General features: G+C 67.9%; 33 protein-coding genes and 1 other RNA gene. 20 read left to right on the top strand and 14 right to left on the bottom strand.

Annotated elements, in window-relative coordinates:
• The 8 genes from AC1RTO_RS11130 to AC1RTO_RS11095 all read left to right on the top strand — a co-directional run bounded on the left by AC1RTO_RS11130 (window position 1) and on the right by AC1RTO_RS11095 (window position 4,905).
• Complete coding sequence (locus AC1RTO_RS11130) at window positions 1-453, top strand: chemotaxis protein CheW (protein ID WP_493160926.1); 453 nt, start codon at window positions 1-3, stop codon at window positions 451-453.
• Window positions 454-519: 66 nt separating this feature from the next.
• The gene (locus AC1RTO_RS11125; RefSeq protein WP_293872709.1) at window positions 520-885 is read left to right on the top strand and encodes a response regulator; all 366 of its coding nucleotides are present in this window, start codon (window positions 520-522) and stop codon (window positions 883-885) included.
• A 16-nt stretch (window positions 886-901) separates the two neighbouring features.
• A complete protein-coding gene (locus tag AC1RTO_RS11120) occupies window positions 902-1,990 on the top strand; it encodes a chemotaxis protein CheB (RefSeq protein WP_493160925.1) in 1,089 nt (362 codons plus the stop codon).
• Window positions 1,987-2,847, top strand: a complete 861-nt coding sequence (locus AC1RTO_RS11115) for a CheR family methyltransferase (protein ID WP_493160924.1) — start codon at window positions 1,987-1,989, stop codon at window positions 2,845-2,847. The genes AC1RTO_RS11120 and AC1RTO_RS11115 overlap by 4 nt, the downstream gene beginning before the upstream one ends.
• Window positions 2,848-2,887: 40 nt before the next feature.
• The gene (locus tag AC1RTO_RS11110) at window positions 2,888-3,577 is read left to right on the top strand and encodes an N-acetylmuramoyl-L-alanine amidase (protein ID WP_493160923.1); all 690 of its coding nucleotides are present in this window, start codon (window positions 2,888-2,890) and stop codon (window positions 3,575-3,577) included.
• Between the two features lie 51 nt (window positions 3,578-3,628).
• Window positions 3,629-3,992: RNase P RNA component class A (rnpB, locus tag AC1RTO_RS11105), an RNA gene on the top strand.
• A gap of 56 nt (window positions 3,993-4,048) precedes the next feature.
• Complete coding sequence (locus AC1RTO_RS11100; protein WP_493160922.1) at window positions 4,049-4,588, top strand: J domain-containing protein; 540 nt, start codon at window positions 4,049-4,051, stop codon at window positions 4,586-4,588.
• Window positions 4,573-4,905 carry a (2Fe-2S) ferredoxin domain-containing protein gene (locus AC1RTO_RS11095; RefSeq protein WP_493160921.1) on the top strand — a complete coding sequence of 111 codons (333 nt, stop codon included), beginning with the start codon at window positions 4,573-4,575 and terminating at the stop codon, window positions 4,903-4,905. Before AC1RTO_RS11100 ends, AC1RTO_RS11095 begins: the two co-directional genes overlap by 16 nt.
• Window positions 4,906-5,086: 181 nt before the next feature.
• Here the strand turns inward: AC1RTO_RS11095 and AC1RTO_RS11090 are convergent, their stop codons facing one another.
• From AC1RTO_RS11090 to AC1RTO_RS11045, 10 genes are all read right to left on the bottom strand, one after another.
• Window positions 5,087-5,491, bottom strand: coding sequence for a SufE family protein (locus AC1RTO_RS11090; protein WP_493160920.1), 405 nt, complete (start codon window positions 5,489-5,491; stop codon window positions 5,087-5,089).
• A 59-nt stretch (window positions 5,492-5,550) separates the two neighbouring features.
• The gene (locus tag AC1RTO_RS11085; protein WP_493160919.1) at window positions 5,551-5,787 is read right to left on the bottom strand and encodes a hypothetical protein; all 237 of its coding nucleotides are present in this window, start codon (window positions 5,785-5,787) and stop codon (window positions 5,551-5,553) included.
• Between the two features lie 23 nt (window positions 5,788-5,810).
• Window positions 5,811-6,110, bottom strand: coding sequence for a hypothetical protein (locus AC1RTO_RS11080; protein WP_493160918.1), 300 nt, complete (start codon window positions 6,108-6,110; stop codon window positions 5,811-5,813).
• Between the two features lie 26 nt (window positions 6,111-6,136).
• Complete coding sequence (locus tag AC1RTO_RS11075) at window positions 6,137-6,400, bottom strand: hypothetical protein (protein WP_493160917.1); 264 nt, start codon at window positions 6,398-6,400, stop codon at window positions 6,137-6,139.
• A gap of 12 nt (window positions 6,401-6,412) precedes the next feature.
• Window positions 6,413-6,706: a hypothetical protein gene (locus tag AC1RTO_RS11070; protein ID WP_493160916.1), complete on the bottom strand. Its 294-nt coding sequence runs from the start codon at window positions 6,704-6,706 to the stop codon at window positions 6,413-6,415.
• 13 nt (window positions 6,707-6,719) lie between these two features.
• Window positions 6,720-7,034, bottom strand: coding sequence for a hypothetical protein (locus AC1RTO_RS11065; RefSeq protein ID WP_493161202.1), 315 nt, complete (start codon window positions 7,032-7,034; stop codon window positions 6,720-6,722).
• Between the two features lie 44 nt (window positions 7,035-7,078).
• Window positions 7,079-7,453, bottom strand: coding sequence for an envelope stress response membrane protein PspC (gene pspC, locus AC1RTO_RS11060; protein ID WP_493160915.1), 375 nt, complete (start codon window positions 7,451-7,453; stop codon window positions 7,079-7,081).
• 1 nt (window position 7,454) lies between these two features.
• Complete coding sequence (gene pspB / locus AC1RTO_RS11055) at window positions 7,455-7,715, bottom strand: envelope stress response membrane protein PspB (RefSeq protein ID WP_293872721.1); 261 nt, start codon at window positions 7,713-7,715, stop codon at window positions 7,455-7,457.
• A gap of 1 nt (window position 7,716) precedes the next feature.
• Window positions 7,717-8,394 carry a phage shock protein PspA gene (gene pspA, locus AC1RTO_RS11050; RefSeq protein ID WP_293872722.1) on the bottom strand — a complete coding sequence of 226 codons (678 nt, stop codon included), beginning with the start codon at window positions 8,392-8,394 and terminating at the stop codon, window positions 7,717-7,719.
• Between the two features lie 71 nt (window positions 8,395-8,465).
• On the bottom strand, window positions 8,466-8,609 hold the full coding sequence (locus tag AC1RTO_RS11045) for a hypothetical protein (RefSeq protein WP_493160914.1): 144 nt from the start codon (window positions 8,607-8,609) through the stop codon (window positions 8,466-8,468).
• Between the two features lie 174 nt (window positions 8,610-8,783).
• Between AC1RTO_RS11045 and pspF the strand changes: the two genes are divergently transcribed.
• Both pspF and AC1RTO_RS11035 read left to right on the top strand, forming a co-directional pair.
• Window positions 8,784-9,842 carry a phage shock protein operon transcriptional activator gene (gene pspF / locus AC1RTO_RS11040; protein WP_493160913.1) on the top strand — a complete coding sequence of 353 codons (1,059 nt, stop codon included), beginning with the start codon at window positions 8,784-8,786 and terminating at the stop codon, window positions 9,840-9,842.
• 89 nt (window positions 9,843-9,931) lie between these two features.
• On the top strand, window positions 9,932-10,537 hold the full coding sequence (locus tag AC1RTO_RS11035) for a superoxide dismutase (RefSeq protein ID WP_493160912.1): 606 nt from the start codon (window positions 9,932-9,934) through the stop codon (window positions 10,535-10,537).
• 115 nt (window positions 10,538-10,652) lie between these two features.
• Here the strand turns inward: AC1RTO_RS11035 and AC1RTO_RS11030 are convergent, their stop codons facing one another.
• From AC1RTO_RS11030 to mtaB, 3 genes are read right to left on the bottom strand one after another with little or no spacing between them, the layout of a single operon-like run.
• Window positions 10,653-11,288 carry an inner membrane-spanning protein YciB gene (locus tag AC1RTO_RS11030; protein ID WP_493161201.1) on the bottom strand — a complete coding sequence of 212 codons (636 nt, stop codon included), beginning with the start codon at window positions 11,286-11,288 and terminating at the stop codon, window positions 10,653-10,655.
• Between the two features lie 38 nt (window positions 11,289-11,326).
• Window positions 11,327-12,265: a signal recognition particle-docking protein FtsY gene (gene ftsY, locus AC1RTO_RS11025; protein WP_493160911.1), complete on the bottom strand. Its 939-nt coding sequence runs from the start codon at window positions 12,263-12,265 to the stop codon at window positions 11,327-11,329.
• Window positions 12,262-13,524, bottom strand: coding sequence for a tRNA (N(6)-L-threonylcarbamoyladenosine(37)-C(2))-methylthiotransferase MtaB (gene mtaB / locus AC1RTO_RS11020; protein WP_493160910.1), 1,263 nt, complete (start codon window positions 13,522-13,524; stop codon window positions 12,262-12,264). Before mtaB ends, ftsY begins: the two co-directional genes overlap by 4 nt.
• Window positions 13,525-13,564: 40 nt before the next feature.
• On the opposite strand from mtaB, the gene AC1RTO_RS11015 reads away from it, so the two are divergent.
• The 5 genes from AC1RTO_RS11015 (at window position 13,565) to rimM (ending at window position 17,134) form a co-directional block, all read left to right on the top strand.
• Window positions 13,565-14,098: a DUF924 family protein gene (locus AC1RTO_RS11015; protein ID WP_493160909.1), complete on the top strand. Its 534-nt coding sequence runs from the start codon at window positions 13,565-13,567 to the stop codon at window positions 14,096-14,098.
• 379 nt (window positions 14,099-14,477) lie between these two features.
• Complete coding sequence (gene ffh, locus AC1RTO_RS11010; RefSeq protein ID WP_493160908.1) at window positions 14,478-15,974, top strand: signal recognition particle protein; 1,497 nt, start codon at window positions 14,478-14,480, stop codon at window positions 15,972-15,974.
• Window positions 15,975-16,012: 38 nt separating this feature from the next.
• Window positions 16,013-16,444 (top strand): 30S ribosomal protein S16, encoded by a 432-nt coding sequence (gene rpsP, locus AC1RTO_RS11005; protein ID WP_493160907.1) that lies wholly within the window; start codon window positions 16,013-16,015, stop codon window positions 16,442-16,444.
• Between the two features lie 56 nt (window positions 16,445-16,500).
• Window positions 16,501-16,653: a hypothetical protein gene (locus AC1RTO_RS11000; protein WP_293872731.1), complete on the top strand. Its 153-nt coding sequence runs from the start codon at window positions 16,501-16,503 to the stop codon at window positions 16,651-16,653.
• Window positions 16,607-17,134: a ribosome maturation factor RimM gene (gene rimM / locus AC1RTO_RS10995; protein WP_493160906.1), complete on the top strand. Its 528-nt coding sequence runs from the start codon at window positions 16,607-16,609 to the stop codon at window positions 17,132-17,134. Before AC1RTO_RS11000 ends, rimM begins: the two co-directional genes overlap by 47 nt.
• Before the next feature lie 164 nt (window positions 17,135-17,298).
• On the opposite strand, the gene AC1RTO_RS10990 is transcribed toward rimM, so the two are convergent.
• The gene (locus AC1RTO_RS10990; RefSeq protein ID WP_493160905.1) at window positions 17,299-18,204 is read right to left on the bottom strand and encodes an NAD(P)/FAD-dependent oxidoreductase; all 906 of its coding nucleotides are present in this window, start codon (window positions 18,202-18,204) and stop codon (window positions 17,299-17,301) included.
• A 54-nt stretch (window positions 18,205-18,258) separates the two neighbouring features.
• On the opposite strand from AC1RTO_RS10990, the gene AC1RTO_RS10985 reads away from it, so the two are divergent.
• The 5 genes from AC1RTO_RS10985 (at window position 18,259) to AC1RTO_RS10965 (ending at window position 20,891) form a co-directional block, all read left to right on the top strand.
• Window positions 18,259-18,546, top strand: coding sequence for an AbrB/MazE/SpoVT family DNA-binding domain-containing protein (locus AC1RTO_RS10985; protein ID WP_493160904.1), 288 nt, complete (start codon window positions 18,259-18,261; stop codon window positions 18,544-18,546).
• Between the two features lie 5 nt (window positions 18,547-18,551).
• Entirely contained in the window at window positions 18,552-18,914 is a 363-nt protein-coding gene (locus AC1RTO_RS10980; RefSeq protein WP_493160903.1) for a type II toxin-antitoxin system VapC family toxin, read from the top strand.
• Window positions 18,914-19,648 carry a tRNA (guanosine(37)-N1)-methyltransferase TrmD gene (trmD, locus tag AC1RTO_RS10975; protein WP_493160902.1) on the top strand — a complete coding sequence of 245 codons (735 nt, stop codon included), beginning with the start codon at window positions 18,914-18,916 and terminating at the stop codon, window positions 19,646-19,648. The genes AC1RTO_RS10980 and trmD overlap by 1 nt, the downstream gene beginning before the upstream one ends.
• Window positions 19,645-20,037 (top strand): 50S ribosomal protein L19, encoded by a 393-nt coding sequence (rplS, locus tag AC1RTO_RS10970; RefSeq protein WP_043060011.1) that lies wholly within the window; start codon window positions 19,645-19,647, stop codon window positions 20,035-20,037. The genes trmD and rplS overlap by 4 nt, the downstream gene beginning before the upstream one ends.
• Window positions 20,038-20,228: 191 nt before the next feature.
• Window positions 20,229-20,891: a hypothetical protein gene (locus AC1RTO_RS10965; protein ID WP_493160901.1), complete on the top strand. Its 663-nt coding sequence runs from the start codon at window positions 20,229-20,231 to the stop codon at window positions 20,889-20,891.
• The last annotated feature ends 39 nt before the right edge of the window (window positions 20,892-20,930 follow it).

The following is a 20,930-nucleotide window of genomic DNA, read 5'->3' as shown; positions in this document are numbered from 1 at the left end:
ATGGAATTGTTCCTCATCGCGCAAATCGCCGGCCGCGGCGTCGCGATCGAAACCGGTCAGGTCGATTCGGTGGTCGATATCGCGCAGATCGTCGCGGTGCCGCGCGCCGAGGCGGCGATCCGCGGCCTCGTCGCACTGCGCAGCCGCGTCGTGACCGTGATCGACACCGGCACCGCACTGGGCCTCGACCCCACGCCCGAGGGCGCCCGGCGCGCCGTCATCACCCGCGTCGACGGCCACCCCTATGCCATTCTGGTCGATGCGCTGGAGGATGTCGCGACGTTCGAACGGCAGCCGCTGTCGTCGGGCCTCGCGCTCGACCGCGGCTGGGCTTCGGTCGGCGTCGGCCTGGTCGAGCGCGACGGCGAGCCGCTGCTGGTCGTCGATCTCGCCGCGCTGGTGCCGCAGACGGTGGTGACGGCGGGCGCATCGCCCCAGCCGCTCGCGGCTTAACGCGACGCTTACGCTTCGCTGCCATAGTCCCCTTCCGGCGATCTCCGCTCGTAAAAAGGCCTATCCATGAAGACCTGCCTCGTCGTCGACGATTCGAAAGTGATCCGAAAGGTCGCCCGTCACATCCTGGAAACGCTGGATTTTACGGTGACGGAGGCGTGCGACGGGCGCGAGGCGCTGGACGCGTGCATGGCGTCGGCGCCCGACGTGATCCTGCTCGACTGGAACATGCCGGTGATGAGCGGGATGGATTTCCTGCGCGCGCTACGCGACTCGACGATCGCGTCGCGGCCGAAGGTGGTGTTCTGCACGACCGAAAACGGCATGGCCTATATCCGTGCGGCGATCGAGGCCGGGGCGGACGAATATGTGATGAAGCCGTTCGATCGCGACACGCTGGAATCGAAGCTTCAGATCGTCGGCATGGCCTGACGCGGGAGGTCCGGCGATGGCCCTTGCCGCGCACACGCTTTCCGCCCCCGAAACCGGATCAGCGCGCGTTCTGATCGTCGATGATTCGGCGGTGGCGCGCGCGGTGATGGAACGGATCGTCGGGGCGACCGACCGGTTCGTGGTGGCGGCCAGCGTCAGCACGGCGACCGGCGCGCTGGCGTTTCTGGCGCATAACCGCGTCCAGTTCATCCTGCTCGACGTCGAGATGCCCGGTATCGATGGCATCACCGCGCTGCCCGACCTGATCGCGGCGGGGCAGGGGGCGAGGGTGCTGATCGTCTCCGGCCAGGCGAGCGAGGGCGCGACCACCACGGTGCAGGCACTCGCGCTCGGTGCGGCCGATACGCTGTTCAAGCCTGCCAGCGGCGAACGGCTGGGCGGCTTCGGTGCGGCGCTGGTCGACAAGCTCGTCCGGCTCGCCGACCCGGCGGTGCCGCGTGCATCCGTCGCGACCACCGTCTCGCGCGCGCCCACCGTGGCGCCGTCGCGACCGGTCGTCGTCGGCGAAGAGTTCGACGTCGTCGCGATCGGCGCCTCGACCGGCGGCATCCACGCGCTCAGCCAGCTTTTACGCGCGATCCCGTCCGAATTCCGCTTGCCGATCCTCGTCACCCAGCATCTGCCGGCATCGTTCATGCCCTATTTCGCGGCACAGCTCGCGGTGATCGCCAGCCGCCCGTGCGACGTCGCGGCCGATCATACGCGGCTGCGCCCCGGGCGGATCGTCGTCGCGCCGGGCGATGCGCACATGCGCTGCGTCGCCTTGCCCGACGGGGGCGCGGCGATCCGGCTGAGCGGCGATCCGAGCGCCAGCGGCTGCATGCCGTCGGTCGATCCGATGTTCGCCTCGTTGGCGAGCGTGTTCGGGTCGCGGATGCTCGCGATCGTCTTGAGCGGCATGGGCCGCGATGGCGCGGATGGCGCGGGATACGTCCATCGGGCGGGGGGATGCGTGGTGGTGCAGGATCAGGCAAGTTCGGTGGTCTGGGGCATGCCGGGCGCGGTGGCGGAGACGGGCTGCGCCGATGCGATCCTGTCGCCAGCCGCGATCGGTCGCCTTGCCGCCGCGAGGCAGCGACCGTGACCGCCGCGCAGCAGCCGCTGTCGCCACCGGTCTCGCAGGTCGCGCTCAGCGTGTTCAGCGCGCTGCTCGAGGCGCGCACCGGGCAGCAGATCACCAGCTATCGGTCGTGGCGGATCGATACCGCGCTGAAGCCGCTGCTCCGCGACCACAATCTGCAGACGCTCGACCAGCTCATCACCATGTTGCTCGACGGGCAGGACCAGAAGATCGGCGACCAGATCGTCGACGCGCTCGTCAATCAGGAAACCTCCTTCTTCCGCGACGCCCCGATCTTCGACATGGTGGTCGAGGCGGTCGCCGCGGCGGAGGCCGAGGGACGCCGCGCCCGCATCTGGTGCGCGGGCTGCTCGACGGGGCAGGAACCGCTGTCGCTCGCGATGCTGTTCGCCGAACGCGCCGACGCCGGAAAACCCTTGCCGGAAATCGTCGCCACCGACGTGTCGGACGCCGCGGTCGCCCGCGCGAAGGCCGGTCGCTACACGCAGTTCGAGATTCAGCGCGGTTTGCCGATCCGCCGCATGATGCGCTGGTTCGAGGCGGACGGCAGCGACTGGGTCGCCCGGCCGGACCTCACCCGGCTGGTGACGGTCCGCCGCAACAATCTCGTCGCCGACCGTCCGCCCTCGGGTAAGTTCGACGTCGTCCTGTGCCGCAACGTGCTGCTCTACCTGTCCACTGCGACCAAGGCGGACGTGTTCGCCCGCTTCGCCGACGTGATCCGGCCGGGCGGTACGCTGGTGCTGGGCGCCGGCGAGACGGTGATCGGCCAGACCCGCGCCTTCGAGCCGAGCCGCCGCCTGCGCGGCCTGTACGAACGCGTCGGGCCGACCGGTTCCGCGCGCCGCGCCGCCGCCTGACGCCCCTTACGCCGGGCGCGCGGCTCGGCTAGGATAAGGCATGACCATCCTCGACACGCCCTCGCCGAACTTCGACGAGCGGACGCTGCCGATCAGCATGATCGTGCTGCATTATACCGGCATGCAGGACGGCCCGTCCGCCCTCGCACGGCTGCGCGATCCGGAGGCGAAGGTCTCCGCCCATTATCTGGTCGAGGAGGACGGCACCGTCTGCCGGCTGGTCGCCGAGGACAAGCGCGCCTGGCACGCCGGCCGCTCGCATTGGCGCGGGGTCACCGACGTCAATTCGGCGAGCGTCGGGATCGAGATCGTCAATCCCGGCCACGAATGGGGCTATCGCCCGTTCACCGACGAACAGGTCGATGCGCTCGTGCCGCTGGTCGCGGCGATCAAGGAACGCCACGGCATCACCCGCGGCAACGTCGTCGGCCATTCCGACATCGCGCCGACGCGCAAACGCGATCCGGGCGAACTCTTCCCCTGGGCGCGGTTGGCGAAACTGCGGCTCGCGCTGCCGCGGCCGACGCGCAACCTGATGGACCCGATGTGGACGCAGGGCGGCTTCCTGCTCGCGCTCGAACGCTTCGGCTATGACGTCACCGACACGATGGCGGCGATCATGGCGTTCCAGCGTCGCTTCCGCCCCGAACTGATCGATGGCGAGATCGATGCCGAATGCCGGATGATCCTGCTCGCGCTGCTGCTCCCCAAGCCGCAGGGCGACGGCTAAAATCGAGGCTACGGCTTCCCCGGCGCCCATTCCCGCGCTAGGGCGCCCCTGTCAGAGGGTCGGGCGGCCGCGGGTGCTTTCGAGCGCGCGAGGAAAGTCCGGGCTCCGCGGAACGACGGTGCCGGGTAACGCCCGGCGGGGGCGACCCCAGGGACAGTGCCACAGAGAGCAGACGGCCGGTCTTCGGACCGGTCACGGTGAAAGGGTGCGGTAAGAGCGCACCGCGCGCCTGGCAACAGGGGCGGCACGGCAAACCCCACCGGGAGCAAGACCGAATAGGGGCGGCACATGGGCTTCGTTCCAGCTCGTCGCCCGGGTTGGTTGCTTGAGGCGGCGCGCAAGCGTCGTCCTAGAGGAATGGTCGCCCATCTCCTTCGGGAGTGGACAGAACCCGGCTTACAGACCCTCTGACGTTTTTCCGCCTGCGCGATGGACGTTGCACGCCGCCGTTCAACGCTTATGTGAGCGGCGATGGCGCGCAGCACGATCCGTTCGAACGACTGGGGTTTCCCCCGCTGGCGAGGCTATGGCTCCAGCCGCGACGCGACCACGGTGCGGTTGTGCGACCGCCACGGCTGCGATGCGCCGGGCAATTGCCCCGCGCCCAAATCGCCGAACAGCCCCGATCGCTGGTATTTCTGCGAAACCCATGCCGCCGAATACAATCGCGGCTGGAATTATTTCGAGGGCCTGTCGGCGGAAGAGGCGGCGCAGCGCGAGGCGTCGGAAAGCAGCACCGCCAAGGGCTATGCCAATGCCAGCCATTATGCCTGGGGCGGATCGGGCGACGGCAGCCGTTCGCGCGACGAGATGCGTGCGCTGGAGGCGCTGGGGCTGGAAAGCGACGCCGATTTCGATGCGGTGAAGACGGCATGGCGGCGCATGGCCAAGGAAAACCATCCCGACGTGCGCCCCGGCGACGCCGATGCCGCGGTGCGCTTCCAGACCGTGCAGGCCGCCTATGAGGTGCTGCGATCCGCCGAGGAGCGCCGCGAGTGGCGCCCCAGCTGAAGCGGGTCCGCAGCGACTGGCAGGGTGCGGTGCTGGTCTGCGGCAAATGCTCGAAGAAGCTCGACGGCGGGTTCGGCAAGAAGGGCCGCACCCCGCTTGCCAAGCTGCTGCGCAAGATCCTCGGGCTGAAGAAGGGCCGCAAGGCGACGCTCGGCGTGGTCGAGACGCGCTGCCTCGGCATCTGCCCGCGCGACGGGGTCGCACTGGTCGACGGCCGCCGCCCCGGCGAATGGCTGGTCGTGCCGCGCGAGGCCGATATCGTCGAGCTCGCCGCCCGACTGGAACGCGCGCCTGTCGTGATGGACGACCCGCGCTGAAGGGCCGCATCCGCTATCGCCAGCGCGGCTAAGTAAGTCCGTCATCCCCGCGCAGGCGGGCATCCATAGACGCTACCGTTGCGGCTCCACTTGCGACCTTGGCGTGCCTGTACGCCCGCCCGCGTGAGAATTGACGCCATAAGATCACGGGAAACGATCACGGCCCCGCCGCCGACCGGCCCTAAACGTAGCGCGCCGCCGTCTCGCGGATCAGCGCGATCATATTGGGGATGCCCTGCGTCCGGTTCGAACTGAGTTGCTTGCCGAGATCGAACGGCGCCAGCGCGCCCTCGATGTCCGTCGCCGCGATCGCGACCGGTGCGCAGTCCTGCACGGTCAGCAGCACCAGTGCGATGATCCCCTTGGTGATCGCCGCATTGCTGTCGGCGAGGAAGTGGAGCGTGCCGTCGTCGCGGCGGGTCGGATAGACCCACACCGACGCCGAACACCCCCGCACCAGCGTCGCCTCGGTCTTCAGCGCGTCGGGCATCGGTTCCAGCGCGCGGCCCAGCTCGATCAGCAGGCGATAGCGATCGTCGGGTTCGAGGAAGTCGTATTCGTCGTGGACGTCGGCGATGCTGGTCATGCCCCGCGCGGTACAGCCGGGGCGGGGCGGGGGCAACCGCATCGGGTTGCCCGCCTGTGTCAGAGGTCGACGCCCGCCGCGATCGCTTCCAGCTTCTTGATCCGCTCCTTGAGGTCGGCGATCTCGATCCGCGATCCGGCCGAGCCGACGTTGGGCAACGGATCGGCGGTCTGGTCGAGCTGCTGGTGCTTCAGCGCCAGCCAGCCGCGCCAGCCCGACAGGCCTGCGGTGGTGACCATCGCCAGCCCGGCCAGCGACGACAACGATACGGTCAGATAGACGTTGGGATCGAACATGGTCTGCCTCCTTCCGGCAGGGGTCAGTTGATGGGAAGCCGCGACGGCGCGGTGGTGCGCCCGTCGTGGGTGGTGTCGCGCAGGGCGTCGATTTCCTGCGCCAGGTCGGCGCCGCGATCGGTGACGATGCGTTCGAGCACGCGCACGCGCTCCTCCAGCCGCTCGGTCTGCGCGGCATATTGCGCCGCCTTCTCGGCGACCTTGGTCGCCTCGATCTCCATCCGTCGCTGCTGGAGCGCGAACCAGGGCTTGACGACGATCCCGCCGATGATCGCGACGATCGGGATCAGCAGGGCCAGAACCGGAATGATGAGGGGGGACATGAGCGTGGCTTTCGAAAAGGGGGCGGTCAGCGGACGCGAAGCTGTTCGATCTCGCGGTCCAGCCGGTGCGACCGATCGGTGACGATGCTCTCGATCGTGGCGAGCCGTTCCTGCAGCCGGTCGATCTGGCCGACCCGGCGGGCGTTCTCGGCATCGAGCAGCTCGATGTCGTGCCGCGCGGCAAGGTCGGGGGCGGTGGTCGCCTGCCGCACCTTGCGGCGGGCATACCATTGGATCGCGAGCGTTATCAGCGCGCCTGCGATCATGGAAAAGAAGTGGTCGGGTCCCATCCTGCGTATTCCTTAGCGGTCGCGGAGCGTTTCGATCTGGCGGGCGGTGCGCTCGGCAGGATCGGTGGCGATGCGTTCGAGGACGGCGATCCGGTCCTCCAGATGGCTGACCTGTCCGGTCAGCCGGTCGTTCTCCTGGCTCAGCGTCCGCATCCGGCGCTCGCCTTCGGGGTCGCGCTTCAGCGTCCGACCCCAGTCGTCGCTCGGCGCATAGCCGTGGCGGGCGCGGATCCAGTTGTTGATGAGCCAGCCACCCGTCGAGATGAGGACGAGGGCGACGATGAGGATGGAGCCATCCCAGGACATGGTTTTCTGGTCCTTACCGGTCGCGAAGGGCTTCGATCTCGCGAGCGGTGCGCTCGGCGGGATCGGTGGCGATGCGTTCGAGGACGGCGATCCGTTCCTCAAGGCGGCTGACCTGTCCGGTCAGCTTGTCGTTTTCGTTGGTGAGCAGCATGATCTTGCGCTCCGCCTCGATCCCGTCGCCATCCTGCGTCATGCCGCGCCAGTGGCGGCGGCGGTTGCGGCGGCCCTCGTCATCCAGCGGGTAGCCATGCTTGGCCTTGACCCAGGTGGTGAAGGCGTGGCGCGCCGACACCGCTCCGACGATACCGACCGGCACCATCCAACCCATATCCATCGTATCTCTCCCTCTTGCCGCTCGCGAGCCTCCCCGGCTCAGCGCAGGCTGTCGATTTCCTCGGCCAGCCGGTTGTTGCGGCTGGTGTAATGCAGCTCGATGTCGGCGAGCCGGCGGTCGATGTCGCGGAACTTGCTGCGGACTTCGGCGGTCGAGCGCTTCGGATTGGAGCGCATGCCCTGCCAGAACTTCGCGTCCTCCTGCGTCTCGTACAGGCCGATCGGCTTCTTCGGCGCCAGCCAGCCGGCGGCGAGATAGGCGACGAAGACCCAGCCCGACGTCGCCAGCGTCAGCACGATCATCGCGACCCGGACGAGGGTGATGTCGAAGCCGGTATAGTCGGCGATGCCGGCGCAGACGCCCATCCACTTGGCATCCTGCTTGTCGAGGTAGAATTTGGTGCGGGCGGCCATCTCAATTCCTCCGGTCGAGCTGATAGGTGGTCGGCTGAGCGCTCAGGCTCGGCTTGAAGTCGGGATTGTCGGCGGCGACGATCCGCTCGACGGTGTTGACGCGTTCCTCGAGGCGGCGGGCGAGATTGAACATCTCGTCGAGCAGCTTCTCGTCCTCGTCGGTGATCTTGGGCGCCTGCTTCCACTTGGTGACATAGTGGAAGATCAACCAGGGCAGGCCGATCAGCGCGAGGAAGATCGCCAGGACTCCTTCGAAGTTCATCTCAACCCTCCCCGCCGGTGCCGCGGCCCAGACGCGCCTTCAGCGCGGCGAGTTCGGCGTCGACCTTGTCGCCCTGCCGCAGCTCGGCGATCTCCTCTTCCAGCGTCTTCGGCACGCCCAGTCCCAGCGCCTCGGCGCGGCCCTCGGCATCGTCGACGCGGCGTTCGAGGATGTCGAAGCGGCTGAACGCCTCGTGCGTCTTCGGGCCGGCGTACATCTCGCGCAGGCGGTAGCGGTTGTTCGCGCTTTCCAGCCGGGTCTGTACGTTCGACTGCTTGGCGCGCGCCTCGGACAGCTTCTTCTGGAGCTTGGCGATATCCTCTTCCGACGCGCGCAGCGCATCGTCGAGCACCTTCACCTCGATCATCAGCTGCTCGGCCATGTCGGCCGCCTTCTGCTTCTCGCCGAGCGCGGCCTTGGCGAGGTCCTCGCGGTCCTTGCTCAGCGCCAGTTCGGCCTTTTCCATCCAGTTCGCCTGGAGCTGGTCGAGCTTGTTGATGTGGCGGCGCATTTCCTTCTGGTCGGCGATCGTGCGCGCCGCACTGGCGCGGACCTCGACCAGCGTCTCCTCCATCTCGAGGATGATCATGCGGATCATCTTCGCCGGGTCTTCGGCCTTTTCCAGCAGGTCGGCGAAGTTGGCGGCGACGATATCGCGGGTGCGGGAGAAAATGCCCATCGTGATCTGTGCTCCTGGTAACATGGCCGGGGCGGAGCGAGGGAAATCGGCCCGCCCCGGTTTGGGGCCGCTTATGCCGTGAGGCGGGCGGCCTTGACGACGGTCGCGTCGTTCACGCCGGTCGCCGGACCCACCGCGCCAGCGACGCAGAGCGCGCTGAACAGGGTCGTGCAGACGATGGCGGCGAACTTGCGACCGATCTCGGAATTGAACATGGAAACCTCCTGAATTCTGAACCTTGTCACCACCGTGCGGCGGTATGCCAGTAGCGTTGCATGGGTCGTGCCAATTGCAGGAATGGCGGAAATCCGCCGTTTTCCGGTGTGTTATTTGCATGAACCACGGATGAACGCTTGCGTAACGTTGGTATTTTACGCCAGAAGTTGGCGATGCAGCGGACGACACAGGTTATCGGCCAGTCGGGGGCCTTTCTGGATGCGCTGGAACGCGCCAGCCGCGCGGCGGCGCTCGACCGGCCGGTGCTGGTCATCGGCGAGCGCGGCACCGGCAAGGAACTGGTCGCCGAGCGCCTCCACCGCCTGTCCCCGCGCTGGGACCAGCCGCTAGTCGTGATGAACTGCGCCGCTTTGCCCGAATCGCTGATCGAGGCGGAATTGTTCGGGCATGAGGCCGGCGCCTTCACCGGCGCGACCAAATCGCGCGCCGGCCGGTTCGAGGAGGCGGACGGCGGTACGCTGTTCCTCGACGAACTCGGCACGCTGTCGATGGCGGCGCAGGACCGGCTGCTGCGCGCGGTCGAATATGGCGAGATCAACCGCATCGGCTCGTCGCGGCCGCTGCGCGTCGACGTCCGCATCGTCGCGGCGACCAACGAGCATCTGCCCGACAAGGTCGACGCCCACGAATTTCGCGCCGACCTGCTCGACCGGCTGTCGTTCGAGGTGGTGACGCTGCCCCCCTTGCGCGCGCGGTCCGGCGATATCGCGGTGCTCGCCGACCATTTCGGGCGGCGGATGGCGTCGGAGATCGGCTGGGAGCGCTGGCCCGGCTTCGGTCCGCGCGCGGTCGACCAATTGCTCACCCACCGCTGGCCCGGCAACGTCCGTGAATTGCGCAACGTCGTCGAGCGCGCGGTCTATCGCTGGGAGGGCGATGGCCCGGTCGATTCGATTGAGATCGATCCCTTCGCCTCGCCGTTCCGGCCGACCGGCGGGGCAGGGGGCGGTCCCGCCCGTCCCAAGGCGGATGCGCCCGCGTCTGCTCCCACCGAGCCGCGTCAGGTCGAGGACGATCCCGTCGTCGCCTGCGATGCCGGCCCGTCGGATTTCAAGTCGCGCGTCGCCCGGTTCGAACGCGAGCTGCTGGCGCGGGCGCTTGCCGAACACCGTTTCAACCAGCGCTCGACCGCGGAGGCGCTGGGGCTCAGCTACGACCAGCTCCGCCATGCGCTGCGCCGCCACGACCTCATCAACGCCGGGAACTCATGACGCTTGCGTAACGGCGTGGGAGCGTTAGGCCGCGTTTCGCGTTAACGCGGGGACGACATCGTCCCACCTTCTCGAAAGGAGCCTTTTCCATGGCATTCGAACTTCCGCCGCTGCCGTACGCCTATGACGCGCTGGAGCCGGTCATCTCCAAGGAGACGATGACCTTCCACCACGACAAGCATCACGCCGCCTATACCGCCAAGCTCAACGAGGGCGTCGCCGCCGATCCGAAGCTGGAAGGCAAGTCGATCGAGGACATCCTCGGCATGATCTCGACGCTGCCGCCGCTGGTCCGCAACAATGGCGGCGGCTTCTGGAACCACGATTTCTTCTGGAAGATCATGGGGCCGAAGGGTTCGACCCAGCCGTCGGGCGCGCTCAAGGACGCGATCGACGCCTATGGCGGCCTCGACAAGCTGAAAGACGACTTCAACACCAAGGGCGCCGGCCAGTTCGGCTCGGGCTGGGCCTGGGTCATCAAGGATTCGGGCGGCGCGCTCAAGGTCACCTCGACGCCGAACCAGGACAATCCCCTGATGGACGACGCCAAGGAGCCGGGCACGCCGATCCTCGGTAACGACGTGTGGGAACACGCCTATTACCTGACCTACATGAACGACCGCCCCGGCTATCTGAAGGCGTGGTGGGACGTCGTGAACTGGGACGAAGCCGGCAAGCGTTTCGACGCGGCATAACAAATCCCTCTCCCTGTGGGAGAGGAAGGGAGCGTCCGCAGGACGCGGAAGGGTGAGGACGGCGGATACGTCTTCCTCACCCCATCCCCTCTCCAGGCGGGAGAGGGGTTACCCATTACTCGACCGGTACGTCCGGGGCGTCTCCCACGCTCAACCCGTGGCGCAGTAGCATCGGAATGTTCGCGAAGGCGAACAGCAGGGTCAGTGGGATCGCCCCCCACAGCTTGAACCCGACCCAGAAATCCCAGTTGGTGTTGCGCCACACCGCTTCGTTGAGCGCCGCCATCGCGAGGAAGAACAGCGCCCAGTTGCGCGTCAGCTTGCGCCACCCGTCGGCGGTCAGCCCCGGATAGGCGGTGCCGAGCAGCCCCTGCAGCAGCGGTCGCCCGGTCAGCAGCCCGAACCCCAGCACCGCGGCGAACATGCCGTAGACGAAGCTGGGCTTCATCTGGATGAACCGGGGATCGTGGAAATAGACGGTCAGCCCGCCGAACACGACGACGAACCCCCCGGAAATCCACAGCATCGGCGAGATATGGCCGAGCCGCGTCTTCGACACGACCATCGCGATCACCGTCGCGACGACGAAGGCGGTGGTGGCGACGATCACCTTGGCGATGACCAGCGCGCCCGCACGGTCGAGGTCGGACAGGAAGCTCGTGCCCGATGCGACCAATCGCATCGCGAGCGCCGCGGGAAACAGGAAATTGACCGCGAAGAACACGAGCAGCGGCCCGTATTCCATTCCCATCCGCAGTCCGGGCGACGACGCCGACTGGCCCGGGGCGGTCACTTCCGCCCCCCCGCATCGACGCCGGCGATGATCCGCGCCACCTCGTTGGCATCGAACGGGCGCAGGTCGGTCATGCCTTCGCCGACGCCGATCGCATGGATCGGCAGGCCGTATTTCTCCGCCGCCGCGACCAGCACGCCGCCGCGCGCGGTGCCGTCGAGCTTGGTCATCACCAGCCCGGTGACGCCGGCGACCTCCTTGAACACCTCGATCTGGCTCAGCGCGTTCTGGCCGGTGGTCGCGTCGAGCACCAGCACCACGTCATGCGGGCTCGCCGGGTTGATCCGCCCCAGCACGCGGCGGATCTTGGCGAGCTCGTCCATCAGTTCGCGCTTGTTCTGCAGGCGGCCGGCGGTGTCGACGATCAGCACGTCGATGCCCGTCTCGGTCGCCTTCTTGACCGCGTTCCACACCACGCCCGCGGCGTCGCCGCCCTCCGGCCCGGTGACGATCGGCACGCCGACCCGGTCCGCCCAGGTGCGCAGTTGGCCGATCGCCGCCGCGCGGAACGTGTCGCCCGCCGCCAGCATCACCCCGTAATCCTGCTCCATCAGCAGGTGCGCGAGCTTGGCGATCGTCGTCGTCTTGCCCGATCCGTTGACGCCGATCACCAGGATCACCTGCGGCCGGGGAAAGGCGGTGACCTCCAGCGGCGTCGCGACGCGCTCCAGCGCCTTCTCGACCTCTTCCGCAACGACGAGCCGGATGCCCAGCTCCTCCATGTTGCGCTCGAACGTCCCCTCGGCCAGCCGCGTGCGGATCTTGCCTGCGGTATCCGGCCCCAGGTCGGACGCGATCAGCGCCTCCTCGATATCGTTCAGCGTCTCGTCGTCCAGCCGCGCCCCGCCGAGGCCGGCGAGATTGCCGACCAGCCGGTCCGACGTCTTCCTGAAGCCGCCGAGCAGCCGTTCGTGCCAGGTGGGGGTGGTGCTCATACCGTTGTTCCGATGAGATAGGTGTCTGTCGCGGCCGTGATGCGGACGCCGACGATGTCGCCCGGACGGGCATGGGTGGCCGTGGCGGACGATGCGGGGGCGGACAGGTGTACCTCCGCGAAATTCCCCGCATGGCCGCGGTCGCCGGGCCGTTCCAGCAGCACATCCTGCACACTGCCGACCTGCCGCGCCAGCCATGCCGCCTGGCGCGCCGCCGCCGCCGCGCGGAGCCGCTCGGCCCGCAGCCGGATCGTGCCCGCATCGACCTGCGGCATCCGTGCCGCGGGCGTGCCGGCGCGCGCCGAATAGGGAAAGATATGCGCATGGACGATATCTGCGTCGGCGATCAGCGCCAGCGTCTCCGCCGCCATGCCCTCGTCCTCGGTTGGAAAGCCCGCGATCAGGTCCGCGCCGATCGCGATATCCGGCCGCGCCGCCTGCAACCGCCGCACCGCCTCGACCGCCTGCGCGCGATCGTGGCGCCGCTTCATCCGCTTCAGGATCATGTCGTTGCCCGCCTGGAACGACAGATGGAGGTGCGGCATCACCCGGGCATCGCCGGTGACGATCGCGAACAGCCGGTCGTCGATCTCGATCGAATCGAGCGACGACAGCCGTAACCGCTGCAGCGTCGGCACGTGGCGCAGGATGCGCTCGACCAGCAGCCCCAGCGTCGGCGCGCCGGGCAGATCGTGGCCGTAGCTGGTCAGGTCCACCCCGGTCAGCACCACCTCGCGGTGCCCGGCATCGACCAGCCCGGCGATCCGGTCGACCACCGCCCCGGCCGGCACAGACCGGCTCGGCCCGCGCCCGAACGGAATCGCGCAGAAGGTGCAGCGATGGTCGCAGCCGTTCTGCACCTCGACGAACGCCCGCGCATGGCTGCCGAAGCTCGAGGCGAGGTGCGGCGCGGTGTCGCGCAGCTGCATGATGTCGCCGACCACGACCGCCTCGGCACTGGCCCAGGCGGCGGGCGACAGCTTTTCGCCATTGCCGATCACCCGGTCCACCTCGGGCATCGCGGCGAAGGCGTGCGGATCGATCTGCGCCGCACAGCCGGTGACGACCAGTTCTGCGCCCGGCCGGTCGCGCCGCGCCCGCCGGATCGCGCTGCGCGTCGCCTTCACCGCGGCGTTGGTGACCGCGCAGGAATTGACCACGACCGTATCCCGTCCCGCGATAAGCGCGCGGATCGTTTCGCTCTCGGCGATGTTGAGACGGCAGCCGAGGGAAATCACCTCTGGCGCAGGAGCATGCATGCCGCGCGATCTAATCGACCGACACGGTCAAGTCCATGACATGTCCGCCCCCGTCCTCGACTTTTGGTTCGGGATGACCACCGAACAGCATTTCGCCAAGGACGAGGCGCTCGACCGGACGATCGCGGATCGTTTCGGCGCGGTACGCGACGGCGTGCTGCGCGGCCGGGCAGAGGGCTGGCGCGACGACCCCGACACCTTGCTGGCGGCGATCATCCTGCTCGACCAATTCTCGCGCAACATCCACCGCGGCACGCCCGAAGCCTTCTCCGCCGACGGCCTCGCGGTCGATCTGACCCTCTCGGCGATCGAACGCGGTTGGGAGGATCGCTACCCGCCCGATCGCCGCGTCTTCCTCTACATGCCCCTGATGCATGCCGAGGACCGCACGTTGCAGGATCTGTCGGTCGCCAAATTCGAGGCGCTCGGCATCGAGGACAATATCGCCTTCGCCCGCGACCATCGCGACGTGATTGCGCAATATGGCCGTTTCCCCAGCCGCAACGCAGCGCTCGGGCGGCAATCGACCGACGCGGAACAGGCCTATCTCGCGCAACCGGATGCCGGCTGGTAATCGCAGGAAGCGCTCGCCACGCTTCCAGCGTCACACCGGACGTGCTCCGGCGTGACGCTGGGGTAGGGGGTAGGGGGGGGGGGCACGCCAATCTCTCTCCTCGTCATTCCCGCGAAGGCGGGAATCCAGGCCGGCTGGCCGCGCGGCTCTTTCGGTGAGCGTCGCGACTATGGATCCCCGCCTCCGCGGAGATGGAAAAAACTGGCGCAGACGCGCCCCACCGACAGCCGACCTTGCGTCTGCGGCCGATTTCCCCTAAGCGACCCAAACGTTCCACCACGGAATGCGATCGATGGCGCGCCCACGGGTGCACGCTGGCCGGCGAGGTTTCGCCCGCCGGCGTCTTTTGCGTTGCGGGTATGATGAGGGTCTTGAGGCGATGTTCGACAGTCTGAGCGACCGGCTTGGCGGCGTATTCGACCGCCTTCGCGGCCGTGGCGCGCTGACCGAAGCCGACGTGCGGACCGCGATGCGCGAAGTGCGCGTCGCGCTGCTCGAGGCCGACGTCGCATTGCCCGTCGCGCGCAGCTTCGTCGACAAGGTCACCGAACAGGCGGTCGGCCAGAACGTGCTCCGCTCGGTCACGCCGGGGCAGCAGGTCGTCAAGATCGTCAACGACGCGCTGGTCGAGATGCTCGGCGCCGACGAATCGGAGCTGGAGCTTTCGGTCACCCCGCCCGCGGTCGTGATGATGGTCGGCCTGCAGGGCTCGGGCAAGACCACCACCACCGCCAAGATCGCCAAGCGCCTCGTCGCCCGCGAGCGCAAGAAGGTGCTGATGGCGTCGCTCGACGTCAATCGCCCGAACGCGCAGGAACAGCTCGCGACGCTCGGGCTCCAGATCGAGGTCGCGACGCTGCCGATCGTCGCCGGTCAGCAGCCGGTCGACATCGCCCGCCGCGCGCTCCAGGCGGCGAAGCTGCAGGGCTATGACGTCCTGATGCTCGACACCGCCGGCCGTCTGCACGTCGATCAGGCGCTGATGGACGAGATGAAGGCGGTCGCCGAGATCGCGACGCCGCAGGAGATCCTGCTCGTCGTCGATGCGCTGACCGGTCAGGACGCGGTCAACGTCGCGCAGAACTTCTCGGATCAGGTGCCGCTGACCGGCGTCGTTCTGACCCGGATGGACGGCGACGCCCGCGGCGGCGCGGCGCTGTCGATGCGCGCCGTGACGGGGAAGCCGATCAAGTTCGCAGGTGTCGGCGAAAAGCTCGACGCGCTTGAGGCGTTCCACCCGTCGCGCGTCGCCGGTCGCATCCTCGGCATGGGCGACGTCGTCAGCCTCGTCGAGCGCGCGGCGGAATCGATCCAGCAGGAAGACGCCGAGCGGATGACCGCGCGGCTCGCCAAGGGTCAGTTCGACATGAACGACCTGCGCGGCCAGCTCGCGCAGATGCGCCGCATGGGTGGCCTCGGTGCGCTCGCGGGCATGATGCCGGGGATGAAAAAGGCGCAGGGCGCGCTCGCGACCGCGGGCGGCGACAAGATGCTGATCCACATGGACGCGATGATCGGTTCGATGACCGTGAAGGAGCGCGCCAAGCCCGAGCTCATCAACGCCAAGCGCAAGATCCGCATCGCCAAGGGCTCCGGCACCACGGTGCAGGAGATCAACAAGCTCCTGAAGATGCATCAGGAAATGTCCACCGCCATGAAGAAGATCAAGAAGATGGGCGGTTTGAAGGGCATGATGGCGATGCTCGGCAAGGGTGGCATGGGCGGCCTCGGCAATGCGCTCGGCGGCGCCGGCCTCGGCGACATGATGGAAAAGGCCGGCGGCGGCCTGCCCAAGGGTCTGCCCGGCCTCGGCGGCGGTCAGGACGGCATGCCCAAGCTGCCGCCCGGCTTCGAAAATCTTCTCAAGAAAAAATAATAACCCAACTCAACTGACTTAGAACGAAGGAATATCACATGGCTCTCAGCATTCGTCTGTCGCGTGGCGGCTCCAAGAAGCGTCCCTATTACCGCATCGTCGTCGCCGATGCCCGTTCGCCCCGCGACGGCAAGTTCATCGAGAAAATCGGTAACTACAACCCGCTGCTTGCCAAGGACGCGGAGAACCGCATCGTGCTCGACGCCGAGCGCGCGAAATACTGGCTGCAAAACGGCGCGCAGCCGACCGACCGCGTCGCCCGCTTCCTCGACGTCGCCGGCGTGCGTGAGCGTGCCGCCCGTTCGAACCCGAACAAGGGCAAGCCGGGCGAGAAGGCGACCGAGCGCGCCGAGGAGCGTGCCGAGAAGCTGAAGGCGCAGGAAGAGGCCGCTGCGGCCGCCGCCGCCGCTCCGGCCGTCGTCGAGGAGGCTCCGGCCGACGAGGCGACCGCCGAGACCACCGAGGCGTAAGCATCGGAACCGATCATGGTGCGTTGACCCCTTCCAGACGAAGGAGTTGACGCACCATGGTCACCGAACCCGACCCCCGTACCGCGCCCGACGAGGACGGTACGACCGACGACGCCACCAATCAGGGCGTCTCCAGTACCGAACCCGCGGAAGGTGACGACGATGCCCCCACAGGAGGCGACGGATCGCCCGAACACGCCGGCCGCTAAGGCCGCCGCAGGCGAACCCGCCGTCACGCTGGCCGTGGTGATCGGCGCACACGGCATTCATGGTCAGGTGCGCCTTAAGGTCTTTGCCGAGGACTTCGGCAGCTACAAGAGCTTCAACCACGGCACGCTGACGCTGAAGGCGTCGCAGGCCGGCAACAACGGCACGATCGCCCGTTTCGCCGAGGTCGTCGATCGCAATGCGGCCGAGGCGATGCGCGGCACCGAACTGACGGTCCCGCGCTCCGCCTTGCCGCCGCTCGGCGAGGGCGAATATTATCACGCCGACCTGCTGGGCCTGCCGGTCGTGGCCGACACCGGCGACGCGATCGGCCGCGTCGTGCTGATCGAGAATTTTGGCGCCGGTGACGTTATCGAAATCGAGCGCCCCGACGGTAAGCGGTTCATGGTCCCGATGAACGCCGACGCGGTTCCCGAATGGAATGCCGACCGGCTGGTGGTGAGTGCCAGCTTCGTCGAATGACGCCGGCCTGTGGACTGGCCGCCACGTAAATCACCAGGTCGATAGCGATTGGTAGAGCACGGTCGCGGTTTGCGCTTCGTCTTGTAGTCGCCCTACCGGAAACGACCGGAGTGGATCGTTTCCGGCAAGGTGTTCATGGCGTCCATGTTCACCCGTGGCGCCCTTCACCGCCGGATCGGCTGACGCTCGCTCAGCAGGTTGCGGATCGTCGTTGCGGCGACGCCGGCTTCGCCCATCGCATGGCTGATCTGATCGAGCCCCTTGACCACGTCGCCCGCCGCGAACAGCCCCGGCACGCTGGTGCGCTGGTGGTCGTCCACCTCCAGGCACCCTTCGTCGCTCGCCCGCGCACCCGCCGCGACCGCCAGATGCGACCGTATCCGCGATCCCAGCGCCGGATAGACGCTGTCGAACCGCATCCGCCCCCGCGCCGTATCCAGCGCGAGCTTGTCGCCCTCGATCGCCCAGCCGCCGCACGGCCCCTGCACCCGCACGATCCCCGCCGCGTCCAGCTTGGCGGCACAGGCATCGTCCAGCAGATGCTCCGCCTCGGGGGAGATCAGCGTGACGTCTCGCGTATAGCCCCGCAGGAACAAGGCCTCCCGCGTTCCGTGGTCGCCCGTCCCCACCACGCCGACGCGCTTGTCCGTCACCTCATAGCCGTCGCAGATCGGGCAATAGCGGATCAGCCCGCGTTCCAGCGCCGGGTCGTGCACCTCGGGCAGGATGTTGGGCCGGTGATTGACCACCCCGGTCGCCAGCAGCACCGTCCGCGCCAAGTAGCGGCCGGTATCGGTGACGATCCGGAAGTTCTCGCCATCGGGTTCGATTCCGGTGACCCGCTGCTCCTCGCGATGCGCGCCATATTGTGCCGCCTGCGCCTGCATCAGGCCGAGCAGCGCCTTGCCCGCGATGCCCTCCGGATAGCCGGCATGGTTGCGCGTACACGGGATCATCGCCGCGCGGCTCGACCCGCTGTCGAACAGCCGGATCGAAAGATGGAACCGCGCCAAATAGATCGCCGCGGTCAGCCCCGCCGGCCCCGCGCCGATGATGATGCAATCGTCCATCAGCCTTGCACCGCGAATTTCATGTATATACATCCCGTCTATACGGAGGCAGTCATGGGTAACGAATATCGTGCCAAGGTGTTCAAGTCAGGCAATTCCGTCGCCCTGCGCCTGCCGAAGGCACTGGGGCTGAAGGACGGCGACGAGATGGTGCTGCGCGAGGAGCAGGGCAAATTCGCGTTCGAGCCCGCTCCTGAGCGACGGACGATCGATTTGACCGGCATCTGGGGATCGTGTCCGGGGATCGAGCCGCTGACGCCCGAAGAGCGTCTGTTCGACGATCCGCTCCGCGCCTGGGGCCCTGCCGAGGGGGCACCATATGCCGAGGGCGGGTCGCATTGAGGTTCATGCTGGACACCAACGTGCTGATCGCGATGTTGGGCGGAACGCCCGACGTCCTGTTGGAACGCGTCACCGCGCATGATCCCAGTGACATCGGCATTTCGTCGATCGTGTTCGCAGAGATCGCGCTGGGGAGCTGGAACGGTAAAAGACCGCCGCTCGCGGTACTGGACCAGCTGTCGCGTACGTTCGACATCGCGCCGTTCGATCATCTCGCCGCCCGGATGTATGCCCGGCTTCCGTTTCGCCGGGGCAGCTTCGATCGATTGATCGCAGCGCATGCGCTGGCGCAAGGGGCCATTCTCGTCACCAACAACGAAGCCGACTTCGCCGACATCCCCGGCCTGCGCGTGGAAAACTGGACCTGATGACCTTCGCCGCCACCATCCTGACGCTCTATCCGGAGATGTTTCCCGGTCCGCTCGGCGTGTCGCTCGCCGGGCGGGCCCTGCGGGAAGGGGGCTGGAGCTGCGATCCGGTCCAGATCCGCGACTTCGCCACCGACCGGCACCGCTCGGTTGACGACACGCCCGCCGGCGGCGGCGCCGGCATGGTGCTGCGGGCCGACGTGCTCGCCGCGGCGGTCGACAGCGTCGCCGACGATCGGCCGATCCTCGCCATGACCCCCCGCGGCCGCCCGCTCGGCCAGGCCCGCGTCCGCGAGATTGCGGCGGGCCCCGGCGCGATCATCCTGTGCGGGCGGTTCGAGGGCTTCGACGAGCGCATCTTCGATGGCCGCCGTATCGAGGAAGTGTCGATCGGCGACTATATCCTGTCGGGGGGCGAGATGGGCGCCCTGGTGCTGCTCGACGCTTGCATTCGGCTGCTCCCCGGCGTAATGGGCGCGGCTTCAAGCGGTGTGGACGAGAGCTTCGAAACGGGGCTGCTCGAATATCCGCAATATACCCGACCATATGAATGGGAAGGGCGCACGATCCCCGAAGTGCTGCGATCGGGGGATCATGCGAGGATCGCGGCCTGGCGAAAGCAACAGGCCGAGACCGATACACGGCTACGGAGGCCGGACCTTTGGGAGCGCCATGAGGGCGCTCGGGTCCATCCTCCCTCTGGCGCGCGGCGAACGAAGGACACGAAGTCATGAACCTGATCCAGCAGCTCGAAGCCGAGCAGATCGAAAAGCTGACCGCCAAGCGCGCGATCCCCGAATTCCGTCCCGGCGACACGCTGAAGGTCGGCGTGAAGGTCGTCGAAGGCGAGCGTACCCGCGTCCAGAACTACGAAGGCGTGTGCATCGCGCGGTCGAACAAGGGCATGGGCTCGTCGTTCACCGTCCGAAAGATCAGCTTCGGCGAGGGCGTCGAGCGCGTCTTCCCGCTCTATTCGCCGAACATCGATTCGATCGAGGTCGTCCGCAAGGGCGCCGTCCGTCGCGCGAAGCTGTATTATCTGCGTGGCCGCACCGGCAAGTCGGCGCGTATCGCCGAGCGCCGCGACACGCGTCCTGCCAAGGGCACCGCCGCCGCGGAGTAATCCCGGCCGGTCTTCGGACAGTCGAAAGGGCGCGGGGGGGGGATACCTCCCGCGCCCTTTTTCGTGGCCGCGTGCTGATCTGGATCAGGCGGTTCGTCGGTTCGGGGCGTTGCGGACCCGCGGGCGATATGCTGTCATCGGACGCAGGAGAACGGGCCGATGCTGCTTTGAGGAACGTCAGGCTGGCGACGATGGTCGCGATCACGATGGGCATCGCGGCCGCCCCGGCGTCGGCTCAGAGCGCGCGCGATATCCTGACGCAGGCGTCCTTCGCCGCCCGCAGCAAGGCGGCGGCGCTGCAAGGCATCGCCGAGGCCGAGCGGATCGCCGCGGCGGCGCTGGCCCGGGCTCCGGAGGATCGCGAGGCGCTGCTGATGCAGGCGACCGCGCGCAGCTATCGCGCCAAGATCAACGGCAGCCGTGCTGATGCCATCGCCGCGCGCAGGATGTTCGAGGCGCTGGCGGCGCGAGCGCCGCGCGATCCCGAACCGCAGCTCGGGCTGGGGGCGTGGCATATGGGGGCGGTGTTCAAGCTCGGCGGCATGATCGGCCGTGCCGCGCTGGGCGCCCAGAAGAGCGCCGGCCTGTCGGCGCTGGATCGTGCGGTCGCGGCCGGGGGTGATCGGGCGATCTATCCCGGCGTCGCGGCGCTGCTGCGGCTGGAACAGGATGCAACCGATCCGAAGGGCAGGGCGCTTGCCGAACTCGCCAGCCGCGCCGCGGCCCCGACGATGTTCGATCGTGCGATGCGCAAGGCAGCCGGGCTGATGCTCGCCTCTATCCAGGCAGGGAATGCGGCGGCGACCAAGGCGCTCGCAGCGAGGCTGCTGCCGTTCGGGCAGATCCCCGACTGATCGCGTGATGGTTACAGAGGTACGCTGACAGGGGCGGGA

The sequence above is a fragment of the Sphingomonas sp. GW821-FHT10F09 genome (assembly GCF_058809195.1).
This window is presented reverse-complemented; position numbering and strand designations above follow the sequence as displayed.

What these genes read in the sequence shown, in the direction of transcription:
- AC1RTO_RS11125 (WP_293872709.1), top strand. Translation starts at nt 520, where the DNA reads ATGAAGACCTGCCTCGTCGTCGACGATTCGAAAGTGATCCGAAAGGTC.
- pspB (WP_293872721.1), bottom strand. Translation starts at nt 7,715, where the DNA reads ATGAACTTCGAAGGAGTCCTGGCGATCTTCCTCGCGCTGATCGGCCTG.
- pspA (WP_293872722.1), bottom strand. Translation starts at nt 8,394, where the DNA reads ATGGGCATTTTCTCCCGCACCCGCGATATCGTCGCCGCCAACTTCGCC.
- AC1RTO_RS11110 (WP_493160923.1), top strand. Translation starts at nt 2,888, where the DNA reads ATGACCATCCTCGACACGCCCTCGCCGAACTTCGACGAGCGGACGCTG.
- rpsP (WP_493160907.1), top strand. Translation starts at nt 16,013, where the DNA reads ATGGCTCTCAGCATTCGTCTGTCGCGTGGCGGCTCCAAGAAGCGTCCC.
- pspF (WP_493160913.1), top strand. Translation starts at nt 8,784, where the DNA reads ATGCAGCGGACGACACAGGTTATCGGCCAGTCGGGGGCCTTTCTGGAT.
- AC1RTO_RS11075 (WP_493160917.1), bottom strand. Translation starts at nt 6,400, where the DNA reads ATGGGACCCGACCACTTCTTTTCCATGATCGCAGGCGCGCTGATAACG.
- AC1RTO_RS11090 (WP_493160920.1), bottom strand. Translation starts at nt 5,491, where the DNA reads ATGACCAGCATCGCCGACGTCCACGACGAATACGACTTCCTCGAACCC.
- AC1RTO_RS10990 (WP_493160905.1), bottom strand. Translation starts at nt 18,204, where the DNA reads ATGGACGATTGCATCATCATCGGCGCGGGGCCGGCGGGGCTGACCGCG.
- mtaB (WP_493160910.1), bottom strand. Translation starts at nt 13,524, where the DNA reads ATGCATGCTCCTGCGCCAGAGGTGATTTCCCTCGGCTGCCGTCTCAAC.
- rplS (WP_043060011.1), top strand. Translation starts at nt 19,645, where the DNA reads ATGAACCTGATCCAGCAGCTCGAAGCCGAGCAGATCGAAAAGCTGACC.
- AC1RTO_RS11100 (WP_493160922.1), top strand. Translation starts at nt 4,049, where the DNA reads ATGGCGCGCAGCACGATCCGTTCGAACGACTGGGGTTTCCCCCGCTGG.
- AC1RTO_RS11120 (WP_493160925.1), top strand. Translation starts at nt 902, where the DNA reads ATGGCCCTTGCCGCGCACACGCTTTCCGCCCCCGAAACCGGATCAGCG.
- AC1RTO_RS10985 (WP_493160904.1), top strand. Translation starts at nt 18,259, where the DNA reads ATGGGTAACGAATATCGTGCCAAGGTGTTCAAGTCAGGCAATTCCGTC.
- AC1RTO_RS11035 (WP_493160912.1), top strand. Translation starts at nt 9,932, where the DNA reads ATGGCATTCGAACTTCCGCCGCTGCCGTACGCCTATGACGCGCTGGAG.
- AC1RTO_RS10965 (WP_493160901.1), top strand. Translation starts at nt 20,229, where the DNA reads ATGGTCGCGATCACGATGGGCATCGCGGCCGCCCCGGCGTCGGCTCAG.
- ftsY (WP_493160911.1), bottom strand. Translation starts at nt 12,265, where the DNA reads ATGAGCACCACCCCCACCTGGCACGAACGGCTGCTCGGCGGCTTCAGG.
- AC1RTO_RS11000 (WP_293872731.1), top strand. Translation starts at nt 16,501, where the DNA reads ATGGTCACCGAACCCGACCCCCGTACCGCGCCCGACGAGGACGGTACG.
- ffh (WP_493160908.1), top strand. Translation starts at nt 14,478, where the DNA reads ATGTTCGACAGTCTGAGCGACCGGCTTGGCGGCGTATTCGACCGCCTT.
- rimM (WP_493160906.1), top strand. Translation starts at nt 16,607, where the DNA reads ATGCCCCCACAGGAGGCGACGGATCGCCCGAACACGCCGGCCGCTAAG.
- AC1RTO_RS11130 (WP_493160926.1), top strand. Translation starts at nt 1, where the DNA reads ATGGAATTGTTCCTCATCGCGCAAATCGCCGGCCGCGGCGTCGCGATC.
- AC1RTO_RS11030 (WP_493161201.1), bottom strand. Translation starts at nt 11,288, where the DNA reads ATGGGAATGGAATACGGGCCGCTGCTCGTGTTCTTCGCGGTCAATTTC.
- AC1RTO_RS11085 (WP_493160919.1), bottom strand. Translation starts at nt 5,787, where the DNA reads ATGTTCGATCCCAACGTCTATCTGACCGTATCGTTGTCGTCGCTGGCC.
- pspC (WP_493160915.1), bottom strand. Translation starts at nt 7,453, where the DNA reads ATGGCCGCCCGCACCAAATTCTACCTCGACAAGCAGGATGCCAAGTGG.
- AC1RTO_RS11015 (WP_493160909.1), top strand. Translation starts at nt 13,565, where the DNA reads ATGTCCGCCCCCGTCCTCGACTTTTGGTTCGGGATGACCACCGAACAG.
- AC1RTO_RS11045 (WP_493160914.1), bottom strand. Translation starts at nt 8,609, where the DNA reads ATGTTCAATTCCGAGATCGGTCGCAAGTTCGCCGCCATCGTCTGCACG.
- AC1RTO_RS11080 (WP_493160918.1), bottom strand. Translation starts at nt 6,110, where the DNA reads ATGTCCCCCCTCATCATTCCGGTTCTGGCCCTGCTGATCCCGATCGTC.
- trmD (WP_493160902.1), top strand. Translation starts at nt 18,914, where the DNA reads ATGACCTTCGCCGCCACCATCCTGACGCTCTATCCGGAGATGTTTCCC.
- AC1RTO_RS10980 (WP_493160903.1), top strand. Translation starts at nt 18,552, where the DNA reads ATGCTGGACACCAACGTGCTGATCGCGATGTTGGGCGGAACGCCCGAC.
- AC1RTO_RS11070 (WP_493160916.1), bottom strand. Translation starts at nt 6,706, where the DNA reads ATGTCCTGGGATGGCTCCATCCTCATCGTCGCCCTCGTCCTCATCTCG.
- AC1RTO_RS11065 (WP_493161202.1), bottom strand. Translation starts at nt 7,034, where the DNA reads ATGGGTTGGATGGTGCCGGTCGGTATCGTCGGAGCGGTGTCGGCGCGC.